The following is a 16,546-nucleotide window of genomic DNA, read 5'->3' on the forward strand; positions in this document are numbered from 1 at the left end:
CCGATTTTTTATAATAATGCAAGACATTTTATAACTAGCGCTTCAAATTAGGTTTGAAGTTTAGAGAAGTAACTCGTGGTAAGCGTAATGATTTAACTCTTTTTAAAAGGGAACTTTTCGAAAGATGTAGATTGTGAATCTAAATCAATTTTTAATAGCAAGTAAATCAATAGTAAAAACTATGATGAATAATAGAAATAATAAAGATAAGAATCCAATTAAAAGATTTAACAAAATCTCTATTGGATTGGCTTCACCAGAATCTATCTTGAAAGAATCAAGAGGAGAGGTTTTAAAGCCAGAAACAATCAACTACAGAACTCACAAACCAGAGCGTGACGGACTTTTCTGCGAAAGAATCTTCGGACCTGTTAAGGATTTTGAATGTGCTTGTGGTAAATATAAAAGAATTCGTTACAAAGGTATCATCTGTGACCGTTGTGGTGTTGAAGTTACTGAGAAAAAAGTACGTCGTGATAGAGTAGGACATATCAACCTTGTTGTGCCAATCGCTCATATCTGGTACTTCCGTTCTCTTCCAAACAAAATTGGTTATATCCTTGGTCTTCCATCTAAGAAATTAGATATGATCATTTACTACGAAAGATATGTAGTAATTCAAGCTGGTATTGCTAAAAATGCAGATGGAGAATCTTTACAAAGACTAGATTTCTTAACTGAAGAAGAATATTTGAATATTTTAGATACTCTTCCACAGGAAAACCAATATTTAGATGATTTAGATCCAAATAAATTTGTTGCCAAAATGGGAGCAGAGTGTATTATGGATTTATTGGCTCGTATTGACCTAGATGCTTTATCTTATGAATTAAGACACAGCGCTAACAACGAAACATCTAAACAACGTAAAACTGAAGCATTAAAAAGATTACAAGTTGTTGAGTCTTTCCGTGAGTCTAACGAAAACCGCGAAAACCGTCCAGAATGGATGATTATGAAAGTGGTTCCAGTTATCCCACCAGAATTACGTCCGCTTGTGCCGCTTGATGGAGGTCGTTTTGCAACTTCAGATTTGAATGACTTATATCGTCGTGTAATCATCCGTAACAACCGTTTGAAAAGATTAATGGAAATTAAAGCTCCAGAAGTTATCTTAAGAAACGAGAAACGTATGTTACAAGAATCTGTAGATTCATTATTTGATAACACTCGTAAAGCTTCTGCTGTTAAAACAGAATCTAACAGACCATTAAAATCATTATCTGATTCGTTAAAAGGTAAGCAAGGACGTTTCCGTCAAAACTTACTTGGAAAACGTGTGGATTATTCTGCTCGTTCGGTAATTGTTGTTGGCCCTGAGTTAAAATTATTCGAATGCGGATTGCCAAAAGATATGGCATCTGAATTATACAAACCTTTCGTTATCCGTAAATTGATTGAAAGAGGTATTGTAAAAACAGTAAAATCTGCTAAGAAAATCATAGACAAAAAAGAGCCGGTAGTTTGGGATATTTTAGAAAATGTAATTAAAGGACACCCAGTATTACTGAACCGTGCTCCTACTTTGCACAGACTTGGTATTCAGGCTTTCCAGCCAAAATTAATTGAAGGAAAAGCGATCCAGTTACACCCATTAGTTTGTACGGCTTTTAACGCCGATTTCGACGGGGATCAGATGGCGGTTCACTTACCTTTAGGACCAGAAGCTATTTTAGAGGCTCAATTATTAATGTTGGCTTCTCACAATATCTTGAACCCTGCAAATGGAGCTCCTATTACGGTACCATCTCAGGACATGGTTTTGGGTCTATATTATATGACCAAAGAACGTATTTCTACAGAAGATCACATTATTTTAGGTCAGGATTTGACTTTCTATTCTGCTGAAGAAGTAAACATTGCATTAAACGAAGGAAGATTAGAATTGAATGCTCGTGTGAAAATTAGAGCAAAAGATTTTAATGACGCTGGAGAATTAGTGTACAAAATTATTCAAACAACTGCAGGACGTGTATTATTTAACGAAGTAGTACCTGAAGCAGCTGGATATATCAATGACGTATTGACTAAGAAAAACCTTAGAGATATTATCGGACACATTTTAAGTGTGACTGATGTACCTACAACGGCAGCTTTCTTGGATAATATGAAAGATATGGGTTATAAATTCGCATTTAGAGGAGGTTTATCATTCTCTTTAGGTGATATTAGAATTCCAGAACAAAAAACAAAATTAATTGCAGATGCCAGAGAGCAAGTTGAAGGTATTTCTGTGAATTATAACATGGGTCTTATTACCAATAACGAACGTTACAACCAAGTTATTGACGTATGGACTTCAGCAAATGCTCAGTTAACAGAATTAGCAATGAAAAATATTAGAGAAGACCAACAAGGTTTCAACTCTGTATATATGATGCTTGACTCTGGGGCGAGGGGTTCTAAGGAACAGATTCGTCAGTTAACTGGTATGCGTGGTTTGATGGCTAAGCCTAAAAAATCTACTGCTGGTGGTGGTGAGATTATTGAAAACCCGATTCTTTCTAACTTTAAGGAAGGTCTTTCGATTCTTGAGTACTTTATTTCTACTCACGGTGCTCGTAAAGGACTTGCGGATACGGCTCTTAAAACGGCCGATGCCGGATACTTAACAAGAAGGCTTCATGACGTTTCTCAAGATGTTATTGTTAACATCGAAGATTGTGGAACTTTAAGAGGTGTTGAAGTTTCTGCATTGAAGAAAAATGAGGAAATCGTTGAATCATTAGGAGAAAGAATTTTAGGACGTGTTGCATTGCAAGATGTTATAAACCCACTTACTAATGAAGTAATGGTTCAATCTGGACAGCAAATTACTGAAGCAATTATGAGAACTATCGAAGCTTCTCCAATTGAAAAAGTAGAGGTTAGATCTCCATTAACTTGTGAGGCTTTAAAAGGTATTTGTGCTAAATGTTACGGTAGAAACTTAGCTACTGGTAAGATGACACAAAGAGGTGAAGCTGTCGGAGTTATTGCAGCTCAGTCTATTGGAGAGCCAGGTACACAGTTAACACTTCGTACGTTCCACGTTGGAGGGGTTGCTGGAGGTATTTCTGAAGAATCTAGTATTATTACAAGATTCAACGGTAGACTTGAGATTGAAGATTTAAAAACTGTTAAAGGTGAAGACAGCGAAGGTAATGCGGTAGATATCGTAGTATCACGTTCAACTGAATTAAAATTAGTTGATGAGAAAACTGGAATCGTCTTAAATACACATAACATTCCTTACGGTTCTAGTATCTTTGTTAAAGATGGAGAAACTGTTGCTAAAGGAACTGTAATCTGTAAGTGGGACCCTTATAATGGTGTAATTGTTTCTGAGTTTACTGGTAAGATTGCTTACGAGGATTTAGAGCAAGGACAATCATTCATGGTAGAGATCGATGAGCAGACTGGTTTCCAGGAAAAAGTAATTTCTGAGGCTAGAAATAAAAAATTAATCCCAACGTTATTAGTTTATGGTAAAGAAGGTGAATTAATTCGTTCTTACAACTTACCAGTAGGTGCACACTTAATGGTTGAAAACGGTGAGAAAATTAAAGCAGGTAAAGTATTAGTAAAAATCCCACGTCGTTCTTCTAAAGCAGGCGATATCACGGGAGGTTTACCAAGAATTACCGAGTTGCTTGAGGCTCGTAACCCTTCAAACCCAGCGGTTGTATCTGAAATTGATGGTGTTGTTTCTTTTGGAAAAATCAAAAGAGGTAACCGTGAGATCGTTATCGAATCTAAATTTGGTGAAATTAAAAAGTATTTAGTTAAACTTTCTAGCCAGATCTTAGTACAAGAAAATGACTTCGTAAGAGCGGGAGTTCCATTGTCTGATGGTGCAATTACACCAGATGATATCTTGAGAATTCAAGGACCTGCTGCTGTTCAACAGTACTTGGTAAATGAAATTCAAGAGGTTTACCGTTTACAAGGGGTAAAAATTAATGACAAGCACTTTGAGGTAGTTATTCGTCAAATGATGCGTAAAGTAAGAGTTCAGGATCCAGGAGATACATTATTCCTAGAAGATCAATTAATTCACACTAAAGATTTCATCGTTCAAAACGATAAATTATACGGTATGAAAGTAGTTGAAGACGCTGGAGATTCTGCTGTATTGAAACCAGGTCAGATTATTTCACCTCGTGAGTTACGTGATGAGAATTCATTATTGAAACGAAATGATAAAAATCTTGTTGTAGCAAGAGACGTAATTACTGCAACTGCAACGCCAGTTCTTCAAGGTATTACAAGAGCTTCGTTACAAACTAAATCATTCATTTCTGCGGCTTCATTCCAGGAGACAACGAAAGTACTTAACGAAGCTGCAGTAGCTGGTAAAGTAGATGATCTAGAAGGATTAAAAGAAAATGTAATTGTTGGACACAGAATTCCTGCGGGAACTGGTATGAGAGAATACGATAACACTATTGTAGGATCTAAAGACGATTACAATGAAATGATGGCTAATAAAGAAGAATACATTTATTAATTAGGAAACTATGAGTAATCCGAAACAACAACAAGAGCAAATTAACATTGAGTTAGACGAAAGTATTGCAGAAGGAATTTATTCTAATCTTGCGATTATCAATCACTCATCATCAGAGTTTGTTTTAGATTTTGTCAGCATTATGCCGGGTATTCCTAAAGCCAAGGTAAAGTCAAGAATTGTCTTGACACCACAACATGCTAAAAGATTGTTAAGAGCAATAGGTGAAAATATCCATAGATTTGAGGCCGCTCACGGCGAAATCAAAGAAACGGAACAAGCACCAATACCGCTTAATTTTGGTCCGGCAGGACAAGCATAAATTTTAAAGCCCCATTTTAATGGGGCTTTTTTTTGCTGTAGAGTTACAATAAATGCAGTTAATCTGATTTAATATACTTTAATCGACTAAATTTTCCTTCGTGGTTATATTGTTCTAATTTGGCTGTGCCTATGAAAGATTAATTTTTGAAATATAATGACTTAGTAAGGTTGATTTAATTCAAATTAAAAAAAAGCGCTAATCAAATTAGCGCTTTTTTTATGCCTAATAATGAATAAATCAATTTATAATTTGAAAATATTTTGATCGCTTCCCAACCTTTTAATTTAAAATATACTCTATATAGATAAGAACCATTACAAAAGGTTTTAACTTAAATAAAGTATAGTATGAAAAAGAAATTCACCTTAGAAATAAAAAATCCTTGTTCTGAAAATTTTGATAAAATGATTCCTAATGCAGGTGGTTCATTTTGTGATTCATGCATGAAAAATGTGATTGATTTAAGTAAAAAAACGAATTCTGAAGTTGCCAGGTTCATTGCCGGAAATAAAGATGCAAACATTTGTGCACGATTAAAAACTACACAGCTTGAAGAACAGTTTGAATACAGCGAGACTTCTAAAATAAATACTTTAAAATATGCGGCAGTTGCAGCAACTATTTTGCTTGCCTCAAATCTTACCGCACAAGAAAAAGAACCTGTTAAAATTGAAAAAGCCTGTGCAGAACCAATGTATAGATTAGGCAAAGTGGTTTCTAATCAAACTGTAAATGAAGAAGTTTCGATAACAGTAAAAGGAAAATTATTAGAAGCAAAAACACATAAACCTTTTAATAAAGAAACATATCCGGATTTAATGTTATCTGTTAATGGTTCAGAAACTCCTGTGAAAATAAATCCAAAAACGGGAGAATTTACTATAGCAGCGCAAGTTGCAAAAAACAGCCAAACGCTGATAGTTACGATTTCAGGAAGTGATTATTATCTTTCAAAAGAAATACCTTTTACTATAAAAGCAGTTAAAAATAATGTTTTATCACAAAATATAATTATTGATGCAGATGAGCTGACTAAAATTTTTATTGCCGGCGGATTAGGAATTAATTATACAGATCAATAAAACAAATGTTGGGGATTGTAATGAAAAAGGCTGTCTAATAGTAGACAGCCTTTTTGTATTTTGTAAAGAAGTGATTAATCAAATTCAGAAGTGAAGTATAATTTCACACTTGGATATTTACTTTGTGTCATTTGAATTGTAAAATCAGAATCGGCTAAAAAAACCAGCTGACCGTATTTATCATGCGCAAGGAATTTTTGTTTGATACGTTTAAATTCTTTGAACTCTTCATTTTTAGCATCATCAGGTTTTACCCAGCAAGCTTTGTGAACAGGGAAGTTTTCATAAGTACATTTTGCACCGTATTCGTGCTCTAAACGATATTGAATTACCTCATATTGAAGCGCTCCCACAGTTCCGATAACTTTACGATTATTCATTTCTAAAGTAAACAACTGCGCCACACCTTCGTCCATTAACTGATCGACACCTTTTTCTAATTGCTTAGCTTTCATAGGATCGGCGTTGTTGATGTATCTAAAGTGTTCCGGAGAGAAACTCGGAATTCCTTTAAAGCTCATTACTTCACCTTCTGTCAAAGTATCTCCAATTTTAAAGTTTCCGGTATCGTGTAAACCAACAATATCTCCGGGATAAGAAATATCAACGATTTCTTTTTTCTCTGCGAAAAAAGCATTTGGGCTTGAGAATTTTAAATTCTTCTTCTGGCGAACGTGGTAATAAGGCTTGTTTCTTTCAAAAGTTCCGGAAACAATTTTTATAAAAGCTAAACGATCACGGTGTTTCGGATCCATGTTAGCGTGAATTTTAAATACAAAACCAGACATTTTTTCTTCTGCGGGATCAACCAAACGAGTTTCAGAATCTTTTGGTCTTGGAGAAGGAGCAATCGCCACGAAACAATCTAACAATTCGCGAACTCCAAAATTATTCAAGGCAGAACCAAAAAATACAGGCTGAATTTTTCCGTCTAAATAATCCTGACGTTCAAACTTTGGATAAACTTCATCAATTAATTCTAATTCTTCACGAAGTTTTTCTGCTGCTTTTTGACCAACAATTTTATCTAGTTCAGGATTGTTTTGAACATCAGAGAAAGCAATAGTTTCTTCGATATTTTTACGGCTGTCTCCGCTGAAAAGATTGATGTTTTCTTCCCAAAGATTATAAATACCCTGAAAATCATAACCCATTCCAATTGGGAAACTTAAAGGGGTAACTTTTAATCCCAATTTTTGTTCTACTTCATCCATCAAATCAAAAGCATCTTTACCTTCACGGTCTAACTTATTGATGAAAACAATCATAGGAATGTTACGCATTCTACAAACGGCAACTAATTTTTCCGTTTGTTCCTCAACCCCTTTTGCAACGTCAATAACCACAATTACACTATCAACAGCGGTTAAAGTTCTAAAAGTATCTTCGGCAAAATCCTTGTGTCCGGGAGTATCAAGGATATTGATTTTTTTATCTTTATAATTAAAAGCAAGTACAGAAGTCGAAACCGAAATACCTCTTTGGCGTTCGATTTCCATAAAGTCACTCGTTGCTCCTTTTTTAATTTTATTATTTTTTACAGCTCCAGCTTCCTGAATCGCCCCTCCAAATAACAATAATTTTTCCGTTAATGTTGTTTTACCGGCATCGGGATGCGATATAATTCCAAATGTTCTTCTGCGTTGTATTTCTTTTAAAAAGCTCATATTTTGTATAAATAGGTTGCAAAAGTACTATTAATTACGGCTTAATAAAAATATTCAGTTCTTAAATTGAAAGCGATAAGTTTTCAAAACAGTACTTTTTATAAAAAAATAAGGCTGTTTTTAAAAACAGCCTTACATTGATATTGAAAAATAAATTATTGGTTAATTGACCAAACAGAATATCCTTTTGGCGGACATTGAATTTTTACCCATTTATCGGCCTGAGTTGTTGGATACCAGGTTGAATTTCCTGTAAAATCTTTAATTTGTGTATTTGCCCAATTGGTTTGAATCCATCTTTCCTGCCAAGCATCAGAATTATTGATGTAAACTACTAATCCAGGATTTCCGTTGTAACCGTTTCTTCTTGCTACATATTCATCATTATCAGAATATAAAATAGAAGTTGTACCCGTTGCTTTGTTGTTATGAATCCAGATCAAGTTATTTAATTTCGCTTTATCCAGCCATTCTTCATAATCTCTGTAGAAAATTGTTGGATAACCTTCGTGAGTTAAAATATAAGAATACGCGAGCATTTTGCTCCAAATTTCATCTGTATCATGATTCGTTACAAAAGTCACCGCTTTATAAGGATTTCTTTTCCACATCATATCATCATTCAAAAGTGCCAGATTATTGCCATCAAAAGCATCATTCATTTTATAATAACATGCAAAGTCAAAAACAGAGCTGTTTGCAGCATTTGCCCAGTCATTTAATATATTTACGTTTGAATCCCATAATTCCCCAACAGAAAATCCGCCTACATTAGCATTCCATGAATTTACAACCCACGCACCAAATCCTTTTACGTAATCAAATCTCCATCCGTCAAACTTCATGGTATTTTTGTAATATTTACCAACTCCGTCAGCTCTCAGCCAAAGCCAGTCCTGAACATGAGGATTTGCATGGCATAAATCAGGGAAACCGCCAAAAGCGCCTTCATCATTATTTCCGTAGCTGTTTTTATAGAAGTCATTATAATTACGTGTAAATTTTCCAGAAGCAACACCGCTGAAATTTGTCCACGTGCTAGTGCCTGTATATGGATTTGCTTCAGATTGCCCGCCGCTGTTATGATTAATTACGATATCGGCATATACTTTTATGTTTTCGGTGTGAGCAGACGTTATTAGGCTTACTAATTCTGCTTTAGAACCAAAACGAGTTTCGGTACTTCCATTTTGATTGTAATCTCCAAAATCAAAATAATCCGTTGGATCATATCCCATAGAAAATGCTCCATTTTGAGCTTTAGAAGCGGGTGGAAGCCAGATAGAGCCAATTCCGGCATTTCCCCAGGCAGTCACTTTTCCTTTTACGGTATTCCACCAGTTTCCGCCAGCAGGAACGTCCCAATAAAAAGCCTGCATCATTACGCCGCCACCAGGATTATCTACATATTTTCCTGTAGGGGAAGATAAAGAAGCGCCGGTACTAAAAGGTTTTCCATCGTGGTGAGTCACGTTGATAATTTTAAATTGCTGACTTTCTGCTTTAGCGTCAACATCATTCGTTTCATTTGTACAAGAATACAAAAAGGTTGTAATTGCAGTAAGAAAAAATAATCTTACAATAGGTTTTTTCATAATAGATTGTGGTTAAGGTTAAATTAATAAAGTTTGAAATTGCTAATTTTAAGACTTTAAAAACAAGATATTCTTATTTTTTGCAGCTATAAATTATTAATAACGCATCTAAAGTAGGAGTTTTTTGATTCGATTTGTTTTTGTAGGAAAATAGTTTTACAACGAAAACGTTGTAGTGTTTAAAACTTTTTTTTAGAGGCTTGAAAATCAATTAGAATTGTTTTGACTCTTTTGGAGTTAAAAGCTTTTTGAAAAAGAAAAAGATTGAAGAATTAAACATCTTATCGTGAATTTAAATACGATCCACATAATTTTTTGTTAATACTATGGCTGATAGTTGTATTATGTAATTGAATTGTTATTTTTGTTCGTTTTATAAAAGAAAACAGAAGTTCATTATTTAGTTTTTCAGAATCGCTTTTGAAAATAAATAATAGCCAGTTAAATTTTAGAATACAGATCTTTACATCCAAAAATTAAATTTAAAATAATGTCATTAAAAAAATTGCAACTAAAAACAATTGATTATAAGGTAGTCTTAACAATGTGTTTTTTATTTTTTTTCAACTCAATAATTTCAGCACAGGAAATTATTAAGGATGTTGTAGCCGAAAAACCGGTAGAAACGGTACACGGAAAACAAAAAATTGACGGTATCATTGCTACGGTTGGAGATTATATTGTTTTAGATTCTGACATTGATAAAGGTTATTTAGAGATTGCAAGCCAGGGTGGCAATACTAAAGATATTACAAGATGCCAAATGCTTGGTAAACTTTTAGAAGATAAATTATACGCGCACCAGGCCATTCAGGATAGTATTATTGTAAGTGATGCTGAAGTTAGAGGAATGATGGAAGAGCGTTTGAATTATATGATTCAGCAAGTTGGAGATATCAATAAGGTAGTTGAATACTATAAAAAGAGTTCTGTAGAAGAATTTAAAACGTATTTTGCTGACATCTTAAAAGAGCAAAAATTAGCCTCAGAAATGAGAGATAAAATTGTAAAAGATGTAGAGATTACTCCAGAAGAAGTTCGTAATTTCTTTAAAAAAATCCCTAAAGATGAATTGCCGACTTTTGGAGCTGAAATGGAAGTAGCGCAGATTGTTACTGAACCTAAAGTTTCTAATGAAGATAAACAGAAAGTTAAAGATAGATTAAACGCTATTAGACAAGATGTTTTAGAAGGTTCAAGTTTTGCTACAAAAGCAGTTTTGTACTCTCAGGATCCGGGATCTGCACCAAATGGAGGTTACTATAAAATGACACGTAAAACGCCTTTCGTAAAAGAATTTAAAGACGTAGCATTTAGTTTGCAGGAAGGTGAAATTTCGCAGCCATTTGAAACTACTTTTGGTTTCCATATTATAATGGTTGACAAAATAAAAGGACAGGAAGTTGAATTAAGACATATTTTAATTGCTCCGGTAGTTTCTGAAAGTGCTTTGAAAGAAGCTAAAGAAAGAGCTGCCAATATCAGAGAGAAAATCGTAAGCAAGCAAATTACTTTTGCTGAGGCTGCAAGAACAGAATCTGACGAAAAAGAAACTAGAGCAAACGGAGGAACTTTAATAAATCCAAACACTCAGGATACTCGTTTTGAATTAACTAAAATGGATCCAACTTTATACGGACAGGTTTCTAATTTAAAAGATGATGAAGTTTCTCAGCCACTTTTAAATACGGATGATAAAGGTAAAAAAACGTATAAACTGATCACTGTTACCAACAGAATCGACGAGCATACTGCTGACTACGCTAAAGATTATACAAAAATTAAAGAATTAGCTTTAAAAGAAAAACAAATCAACGCAATTGCAAAATGGTTTGATACTAAAATTAAAGATACATATATCAAAATTATTGGAGAGTACAGAGATTGTACGTTTGCTAACAATTGGTTGAAAAAATAATTTTTATTAAATAAAGAAAAAGAGTTAGTTTTATGAATTCATTCAACTAACTCTTTTTAATTTAAAATACATTCATAAATGTCTGACGTAACAGCAATTCATAACTTAGTTCAGAAACGCAACGAATTAAAAAACGAAATAGCAAAAATCATTGTAGGGCAGGATGCCGTTGTTGACCAAATTTTACTTTGTATATTTTCTGGAGGACACGCTCTTTTAATAGGAGTTCCTGGTTTGGCAAAAACTTTAATGATTAATACTTTATCTCAAGCTTTAGGTTTAGATTTTAAAAGAATTCAGTTCACACCGGATTTAATGCCTTCGGATATTTTAGGAAGTGAAATTTTAGATGAAAACAGACATTTTAAATTCATAAAAGGGCCAATTTTTTCTAATATCATTTTGGCTGACGAGATCAACAGAACGCCGCCAAAAACGCAGGCAGCTTTATTGGAAGCAATGCAGGAACGTTCGGTTACAATTGCAGGACAAAACTATAAATTAGATTTACCTTATTTTGTACTGGCAACACAAAACCCAATTGAGCAGGAAGGAACTTATCCTTTGCCGGAAGCACAATTAGACCGTTTTATGTTTGCGATTAAATTAGAATATCCAACTTTTGAAGAAGAAGTAAAAGTTGTAAAACAAACTACATCTGATAATAAAGTAGAAATAAACCCATTATTTACAGCGCAGGAAATTATTGATTTCCAACATTTAATAAGAAGAATTCCTGTTGCCGATAATGTTATTGAATATGCGGTAACTCTGGTAAGTAAAACACGTCCTGATAATGCTTTGTCAAATGATTTTGTTAAAAATTATCTGGATTGGGGAGCAGGGCCGAGAGCTTCGCAAAACTTGATTTTAGCAGCAAAAGCCCACGCAGCTTTCAATGGTAAATTTTCGCCGGATATTGAAGATGTTAAAGCCGTGGCAACCGGAATTTTACGCCACAGAATTATTAAAAACTACAAAGCAGACGCTGAAGGAATAACGGAAGAAGTTATTATTAAAAAGCTGATGTAAGATATATCTAAAAAAAAGGCTGTTTCAAAAGTTGAGACAGCCTTTTTTTATTTTACATATTTCCTTGTTCTGTAGGAAACATTTCATTGGTAGAAAATTATATTGGCATAATGGATTACGTTCCGTAGGAACGTTTGATTGACATTGTTTTTTAATAATCAGACCTATCAAGCGTTCCTACGGAACGCAAATGTGTATGATCTTTATTTTTTTTCTACCTACGAAACATTCCTACGGAATGATAATAGGATATCAAAAAGTGGACAATAAGTCGCTAAAAACTAACAAGATAATTTTAGTAAAAGAGCTGTCTCGACTTTTAAGGCTGCTCTTTTTTAGTTTAATTCTTTAATACTTGTTTCGTTTATCAGTCGTACCGTTTTGTTGTGAAAAAGTTTTAGCAGTAAAACTTCTGTTAGCGACGTGTATTTTTTATTGTCATATTCGTACCACCAATAAGAGAAATATCGAATATTATTCTTTTCTAATTTCGTGAGCCATATTTTTTCATTGCTTCTCATGATTTCTTTAGACTCAATGATTTTATATCCGTTTCCTGTCCAGCAAATTAAAGGTTTGTGAATTGGTGTTTTTATGTAAGTTAAAGTTTCTGGAGATGCAATCTTAAAAACTTCATTATTGATCCAAACCCCTTTTTTAATATTATAATTAGGATTGAGATTTTCTAACAGCGAATAGTTTTGTTCCTTTTTAAGCTCTAAACTAGTAATAAACAATATTCCGGTCGCAATTATCATTGGCAAAAGTTTTGGCAAAAATGAATTGCTGGTTATGCTTTCTTTTTTAGGATGAAAAAAACGAATTAGAAATAAAAGAGGAACAATTTGATAAAATACAAAACACATAATTCCAATAGTGTGATGCAGTATATTTTCTTCGGTACAATTGAATAAAACTAAAGTGATAATTCTGAAATAATTGGAGATAATATTCAGAACTACTATTATACAGCAAAACAATAAAATTTGCAGTATGTTGAAATACTTTTGGTTTTTACGTTCTTCTAGAGTCAATAAAAAAGCTCCAAATAATAATCCCGTTTTAAACATCGACAAACCCATACAAGCGGTATCGATAGAAATTTTTGCATTATTGATATAAAAATTAACGCCTTCAATTTTAGTTATCGGAATGAAGTTTTTTAATGTTAAATATACTCCGTAACAAAGTGCCTGTTTTATTTCGACAGTTAAATAATTGAATAACTGATCAAAAATTGACGAAAACAAAAAGAGACAGATAAAAGCAATAAAAGAAAATTTTTGGGTAAAGCTGTAATAAACAAAACATCCAAATAACAAAAGAGCATGAAAATGCAATGACTTTGTATGCAGTCTGAAGCTTATAAATTCTAATAAAAAAATTAATCCAAGCAGCGGATAACTTATCCTTAAAGCAGTTTTTCTTCCTGCGTAAAGAAATAGGAAAATAGAAAATATAACACCAAAAAAATTATTGTCTAATCCTGTCGATACAATACTATAGTTTAGAACTAAGAGCATGATTATAGCAAGAATAGCAATTAATTTGGCGTGTGACTGCAGTAAAACTTTCATTAAGCTTTTTGTTTTTTGTTTCTTTGATAGTAAAATAAAAGTGTAGTCAGCCCAATAATAATCATTATCCATTCATGAGGTTCCGGAACCGCACCATCATTTTTAATCGAAGCGTTTCCAAGAGTATCCTCATTTTTCTCAATTCCGTTATTTTCATAATCGGCATCAGTTTCCAAAACAATTAAAGACGAAATTGGAGTAACAATATTAGCGTCTTTTGCAAGTGTTACATATTTATTAGCACTTAAGGTATCGTTTTGAATTTTAATTTGTTCCTCAAGAACTTTCCCAAAAGCGTACATTCTGTAAATATGATTTGGTCCATTACTTTTAGAAATACTGTCTTTTGGTTTTTCCTGAATCGAAATGTTTGAAGGTTCAATATTAACCACATTATCAGCAGTTTTATACTTAATGAAATAATTTCCTTCCAGCATTTTTAAACTATTTTTGAAATTTGTCTGATAAAAATCTACATATTTTTGCTCTTTTACAGTCTGCCAAAACGGATTAATGTCTCCGGAAATATTAATAACTTTCAGATTTTGTGATTTAGTCTGACTTCGAATCTTTTTTAAATATTCAGATTCCTTAAGTTCTTCAAAATTTGCAGAAAAATTTCCGGATTTGGTTATAATCAAACTATTTTGTTTGATTGTATATAAGGGTAATAAAGAATAATGTAAGTATTTGAAATCTAGAAAAACAGTTTCGAAGTTTTCTTTGTTTATTGCTTTTTTCTCCTTGTCATCATACACATAAAATTGTTTTCCTTTTACGTTTACAAATGATTCTATTTCGTTTAAAGTCCAGCTGCTGTTTAAATCTAAAATGACTTCTGAAGCATTAAAAGGAATGTTTATTTTTTGACTTTCTTTTACCTCATATATTTTATCCTTCCAGGCAAAAGAATTTAATTTCGATATTTTACTTAAAGGTATTATTGCCTCCCAGTCATCAAGACCTTTTGATTTATTGATATAGAAATTATTTTGCAGTTTAAAATTCTTACTTGTCTCTACATCACTTTTTCCTGTCATCTGGATTCTTGAAATTGTAGATGCATTTGAAATATTTGGACCTTTAATAGAAAGGCTTTCGTATTTCAATTTATTATCTTCAACTTTTAAAGGAGTAGTGAAGCCGCATTTAAAAGTTCTTGGTGTTTTATAGTTTACAGGAAAAACCCTCACAACAACTTTGTTTCCTTCTCGCCATTGCATTAAAGATGGATCGCGACTTTCTGCACCAACAATTTGTTTGTATGCTTTTTCAGCTTTCTCTTTTGTCGTTAAAACTCCTTTTCTTTCAATACCGTTTACCCATAATGAAAGTGATGTTGCAACAGAACCTTCAGGAAGCTGGAAAGAATAAATAGCTTCCTGATCTCTCCATGTATCTTTTTCACAGGCAATATTCATGGTGATTTCTGTATAAGCAAGCCTGCTGTCTGGATATAATTTCACATCTTCTTTGATGTCTTTGGTAATCAAATCTTCACCACTCCACAAATGTTCTTCGGTTTCTAATCGTTTGTCAAAATTAGATTTAAGAATATTAATTCGGTCGTCTTGACTCAGATTAAGATCTTCACAGAAAATGTAAGCTATTGTAATAAAAGGATTGTGGACTTTTCTTTCGTTAAATTGTTCAATTCCAAAAGAACCAAGATCATAATCAAAGTACTTTTCAGGGCCAGTATAAACGATGTCTTTTTTGAGTAAAATTTCATTAAAAAAGTTAGGCTCAAGACTTTGTGATATTTTAATATAATTAGGTAAATCTTCATTTGAAGTAAAGGAACTGATGGGACGTCTAACATTAATAAGCCTGCTTTCTCTGTCAAGAATTACAACAAAAGAAAATAAGAGAACTAAAATAAATCCAAAACCTGCGATGAATGAAATCAAATGTTTTCTGTTTTCCTGAAAATAACGAGCTATAGTTGCTATGTGAATAATGGAAACTAGTAAAGGGACTAATGCATAAAAACCAATTCCTAATAATAAAATTCCGACGAAGGCAAAAGGTGTAAGGGGTAATAGAAAGAATGTGAAATACAATATTAAACTATAAGATAATCCATTTATAAAAAAGACAGAAAGAGTAAAATTATTTTCTTGTGGTTTTTGGTAAATGAAAAAATTACTAATAAAAAAGAGCAAAGAGATAAGATAAACCCAGAACGGAAGATCTTCAAATATAGGCACGAAAGTATTTAGGCAAAAACATCCAATAAACCAGTTAAGTATAAGAAAAGGAGTTAAATGAAGATATTTTTCCCTTTTTCTAAGAATAAGAAATGTAACGGTAACTCCGTAAATAAACTCCATTATTAATGTAAGAGTGCCCAATGCTCCAGCACCGAAAAATTTAGTGTTTTCATTTAATAATAAAATCAATAAAAAAAAGCCACTGAATAAACTGGTGAAGATGCTAAAGCCAACACCAATTTGATTAATGTAATCGTTCGCATTTTCTAATTTGTATTTCATAGTTTTGTGTTTTTGAAAGAACTTTGAATTGCAAAGTTAAAAGAAAAATTGAATTACAAATATTTTAGATGCTTTTTTTTAATGTGAAATTTGATAAAACTTTAACTCGGGAAAAAGACTGAAAACAGACGTCAAAAATCGCAACTATAACGTTATAATTGTTTATTTAGAACAATTCTTCATGAAAATAGAGGTAAAATCTCACTTACTTTATAACACCAAATTTCGACTTTGTTAAAGAAAAGATTTTAAAATATCAATAATTCATTTTTTTAATACAAAATTGATATTTTGACAAAAACAAGCAGTGAAAATCGTTTTTTAACAATAATAATTTTTGAAAAGGCGACTTCTATTATATTATTT

Annotated in this window: 9 protein-coding genes; 5 read left to right on the forward strand and 4 right to left on the reverse strand. The window is 32.7% G+C overall.

Translation table 11 applies throughout. The features are described 5' to 3' along the window. The first annotated feature begins 181 nt into the window (after positions 1-181). The 3 genes from rpoC (at position 182) to NLJ00_RS10605 (ending at position 5,896) form a co-directional block, all read left to right on the forward strand. Positions 182-4,489, forward strand: a complete 4,308-nt coding sequence (rpoC, locus tag NLJ00_RS10595; protein WP_053472303.1) for a DNA-directed RNA polymerase subunit beta' — start codon at positions 182-184, stop codon at positions 4,487-4,489. 10 nt (positions 4,490-4,499) lie between these two features. Further along, positions 4,500-4,811, forward strand: a complete 312-nt coding sequence (locus tag NLJ00_RS10600) for a DUF3467 domain-containing protein (protein ID WP_053472302.1) — start codon at positions 4,500-4,502, stop codon at positions 4,809-4,811. A gap of 350 nt (positions 4,812-5,161) precedes the next feature. Continuing rightward, positions 5,162-5,896, forward strand: coding sequence for a hypothetical protein (locus NLJ00_RS10605; RefSeq protein ID WP_256637142.1), 735 nt, complete (start codon positions 5,162-5,164; stop codon positions 5,894-5,896). Positions 5,897-5,970: 74 nt separating this feature from the next. On the opposite strand, the gene NLJ00_RS10610 is transcribed toward NLJ00_RS10605, so the two are convergent. Continuing rightward, positions 5,971-7,563: a peptide chain release factor 3 gene (locus NLJ00_RS10610; RefSeq protein WP_053472300.1), complete on the reverse strand. Its 1,593-nt coding sequence runs from the start codon at positions 7,561-7,563 to the stop codon at positions 5,971-5,973. Positions 7,564-7,718: 155 nt separating this feature from the next. Next, positions 7,719-9,158, reverse strand: a complete 1,440-nt coding sequence (locus tag NLJ00_RS10615) for an alpha-amylase (protein ID WP_256637143.1) — start codon at positions 9,156-9,158, stop codon at positions 7,719-7,721. 490 nt (positions 9,159-9,648) lie between these two features. Here NLJ00_RS10615 and NLJ00_RS10620 point away from each other — a divergent pair, with 490 nt between their 5' ends. Together NLJ00_RS10620 and NLJ00_RS10625 are read left to right on the forward strand one after the other, a co-directional pair. Beyond that, a complete protein-coding gene (locus tag NLJ00_RS10620; protein ID WP_053472298.1) occupies positions 9,649-11,076 on the forward strand; it encodes a peptidylprolyl isomerase in 1,428 nt (475 codons plus the stop codon). Positions 11,077-11,154: 78 nt separating this feature from the next. Next, on the forward strand, positions 11,155-12,108 hold the full coding sequence (locus NLJ00_RS10625; RefSeq protein ID WP_180858494.1) for an AAA family ATPase: 954 nt from the start codon (positions 11,155-11,157) through the stop codon (positions 12,106-12,108). Positions 12,109-12,443: 335 nt separating this feature from the next. Here the strand turns inward: NLJ00_RS10625 and xrtN are convergent, their stop codons facing one another. Together xrtN and NLJ00_RS10635 are read right to left on the reverse strand one after the other, a co-directional pair. Beyond that, positions 12,444-13,685, reverse strand: a complete 1,242-nt coding sequence (gene xrtN, locus NLJ00_RS10630; RefSeq protein ID WP_256637144.1) for an exosortase N — start codon at positions 13,683-13,685, stop codon at positions 12,444-12,446. Further along, a complete protein-coding gene (locus NLJ00_RS10635; protein WP_256637145.1) occupies positions 13,685-16,180 on the reverse strand; it encodes an XrtN system VIT domain-containing protein in 2,496 nt (831 codons plus the stop codon). Before NLJ00_RS10635 ends, xrtN begins: the two co-directional genes overlap by 1 nt. Positions 16,181-16,546 lie beyond the last annotated feature (366 nt).

Source organism: Flavobacterium panici, from assembly GCF_024499525.1.
In the GTDB taxonomy this organism is placed as follows: Bacteria; Bacteroidota; Bacteroidia; order Flavobacteriales; family Flavobacteriaceae; genus Flavobacterium; species Flavobacterium panici.

Bases quoted from the DNA above. Each gene is read 5' to 3' on its own strand.
- NLJ00_RS10615 (WP_256637143.1), bottom strand. From the start codon at position 9,158: ATGAAAAAACCTATTGTAAGATTATTTTTTCTTACTGCAATTACAACC.
- NLJ00_RS10600 (WP_053472302.1), top strand. From the start codon at position 4,500: ATGAGTAATCCGAAACAACAACAAGAGCAAATTAACATTGAGTTAGAC.
- NLJ00_RS10625 (WP_180858494.1), top strand. From the start codon at position 11,155: ATGTCTGACGTAACAGCAATTCATAACTTAGTTCAGAAACGCAACGAA.
- xrtN (WP_256637144.1), bottom strand. From the start codon at position 13,685: ATGAAAGTTTTACTGCAGTCACACGCCAAATTAATTGCTATTCTTGCT.
- NLJ00_RS10610 (WP_053472300.1), bottom strand. From the start codon at position 7,563: ATGAGCTTTTTAAAAGAAATACAACGCAGAAGAACATTTGGAATTATA.
- rpoC (WP_053472303.1), top strand. From the start codon at position 182: ATGATGAATAATAGAAATAATAAAGATAAGAATCCAATTAAAAGATTT.
- NLJ00_RS10635 (WP_256637145.1), bottom strand. From the start codon at position 16,180: ATGAAATACAAATTAGAAAATGCGAACGATTACATTAATCAAATTGGT.
- NLJ00_RS10605 (WP_256637142.1), top strand. From the start codon at position 5,162: ATGAAAAAGAAATTCACCTTAGAAATAAAAAATCCTTGTTCTGAAAAT.
- NLJ00_RS10620 (WP_053472298.1), top strand. From the start codon at position 9,649: ATGTCATTAAAAAAATTGCAACTAAAAACAATTGATTATAAGGTAGTC.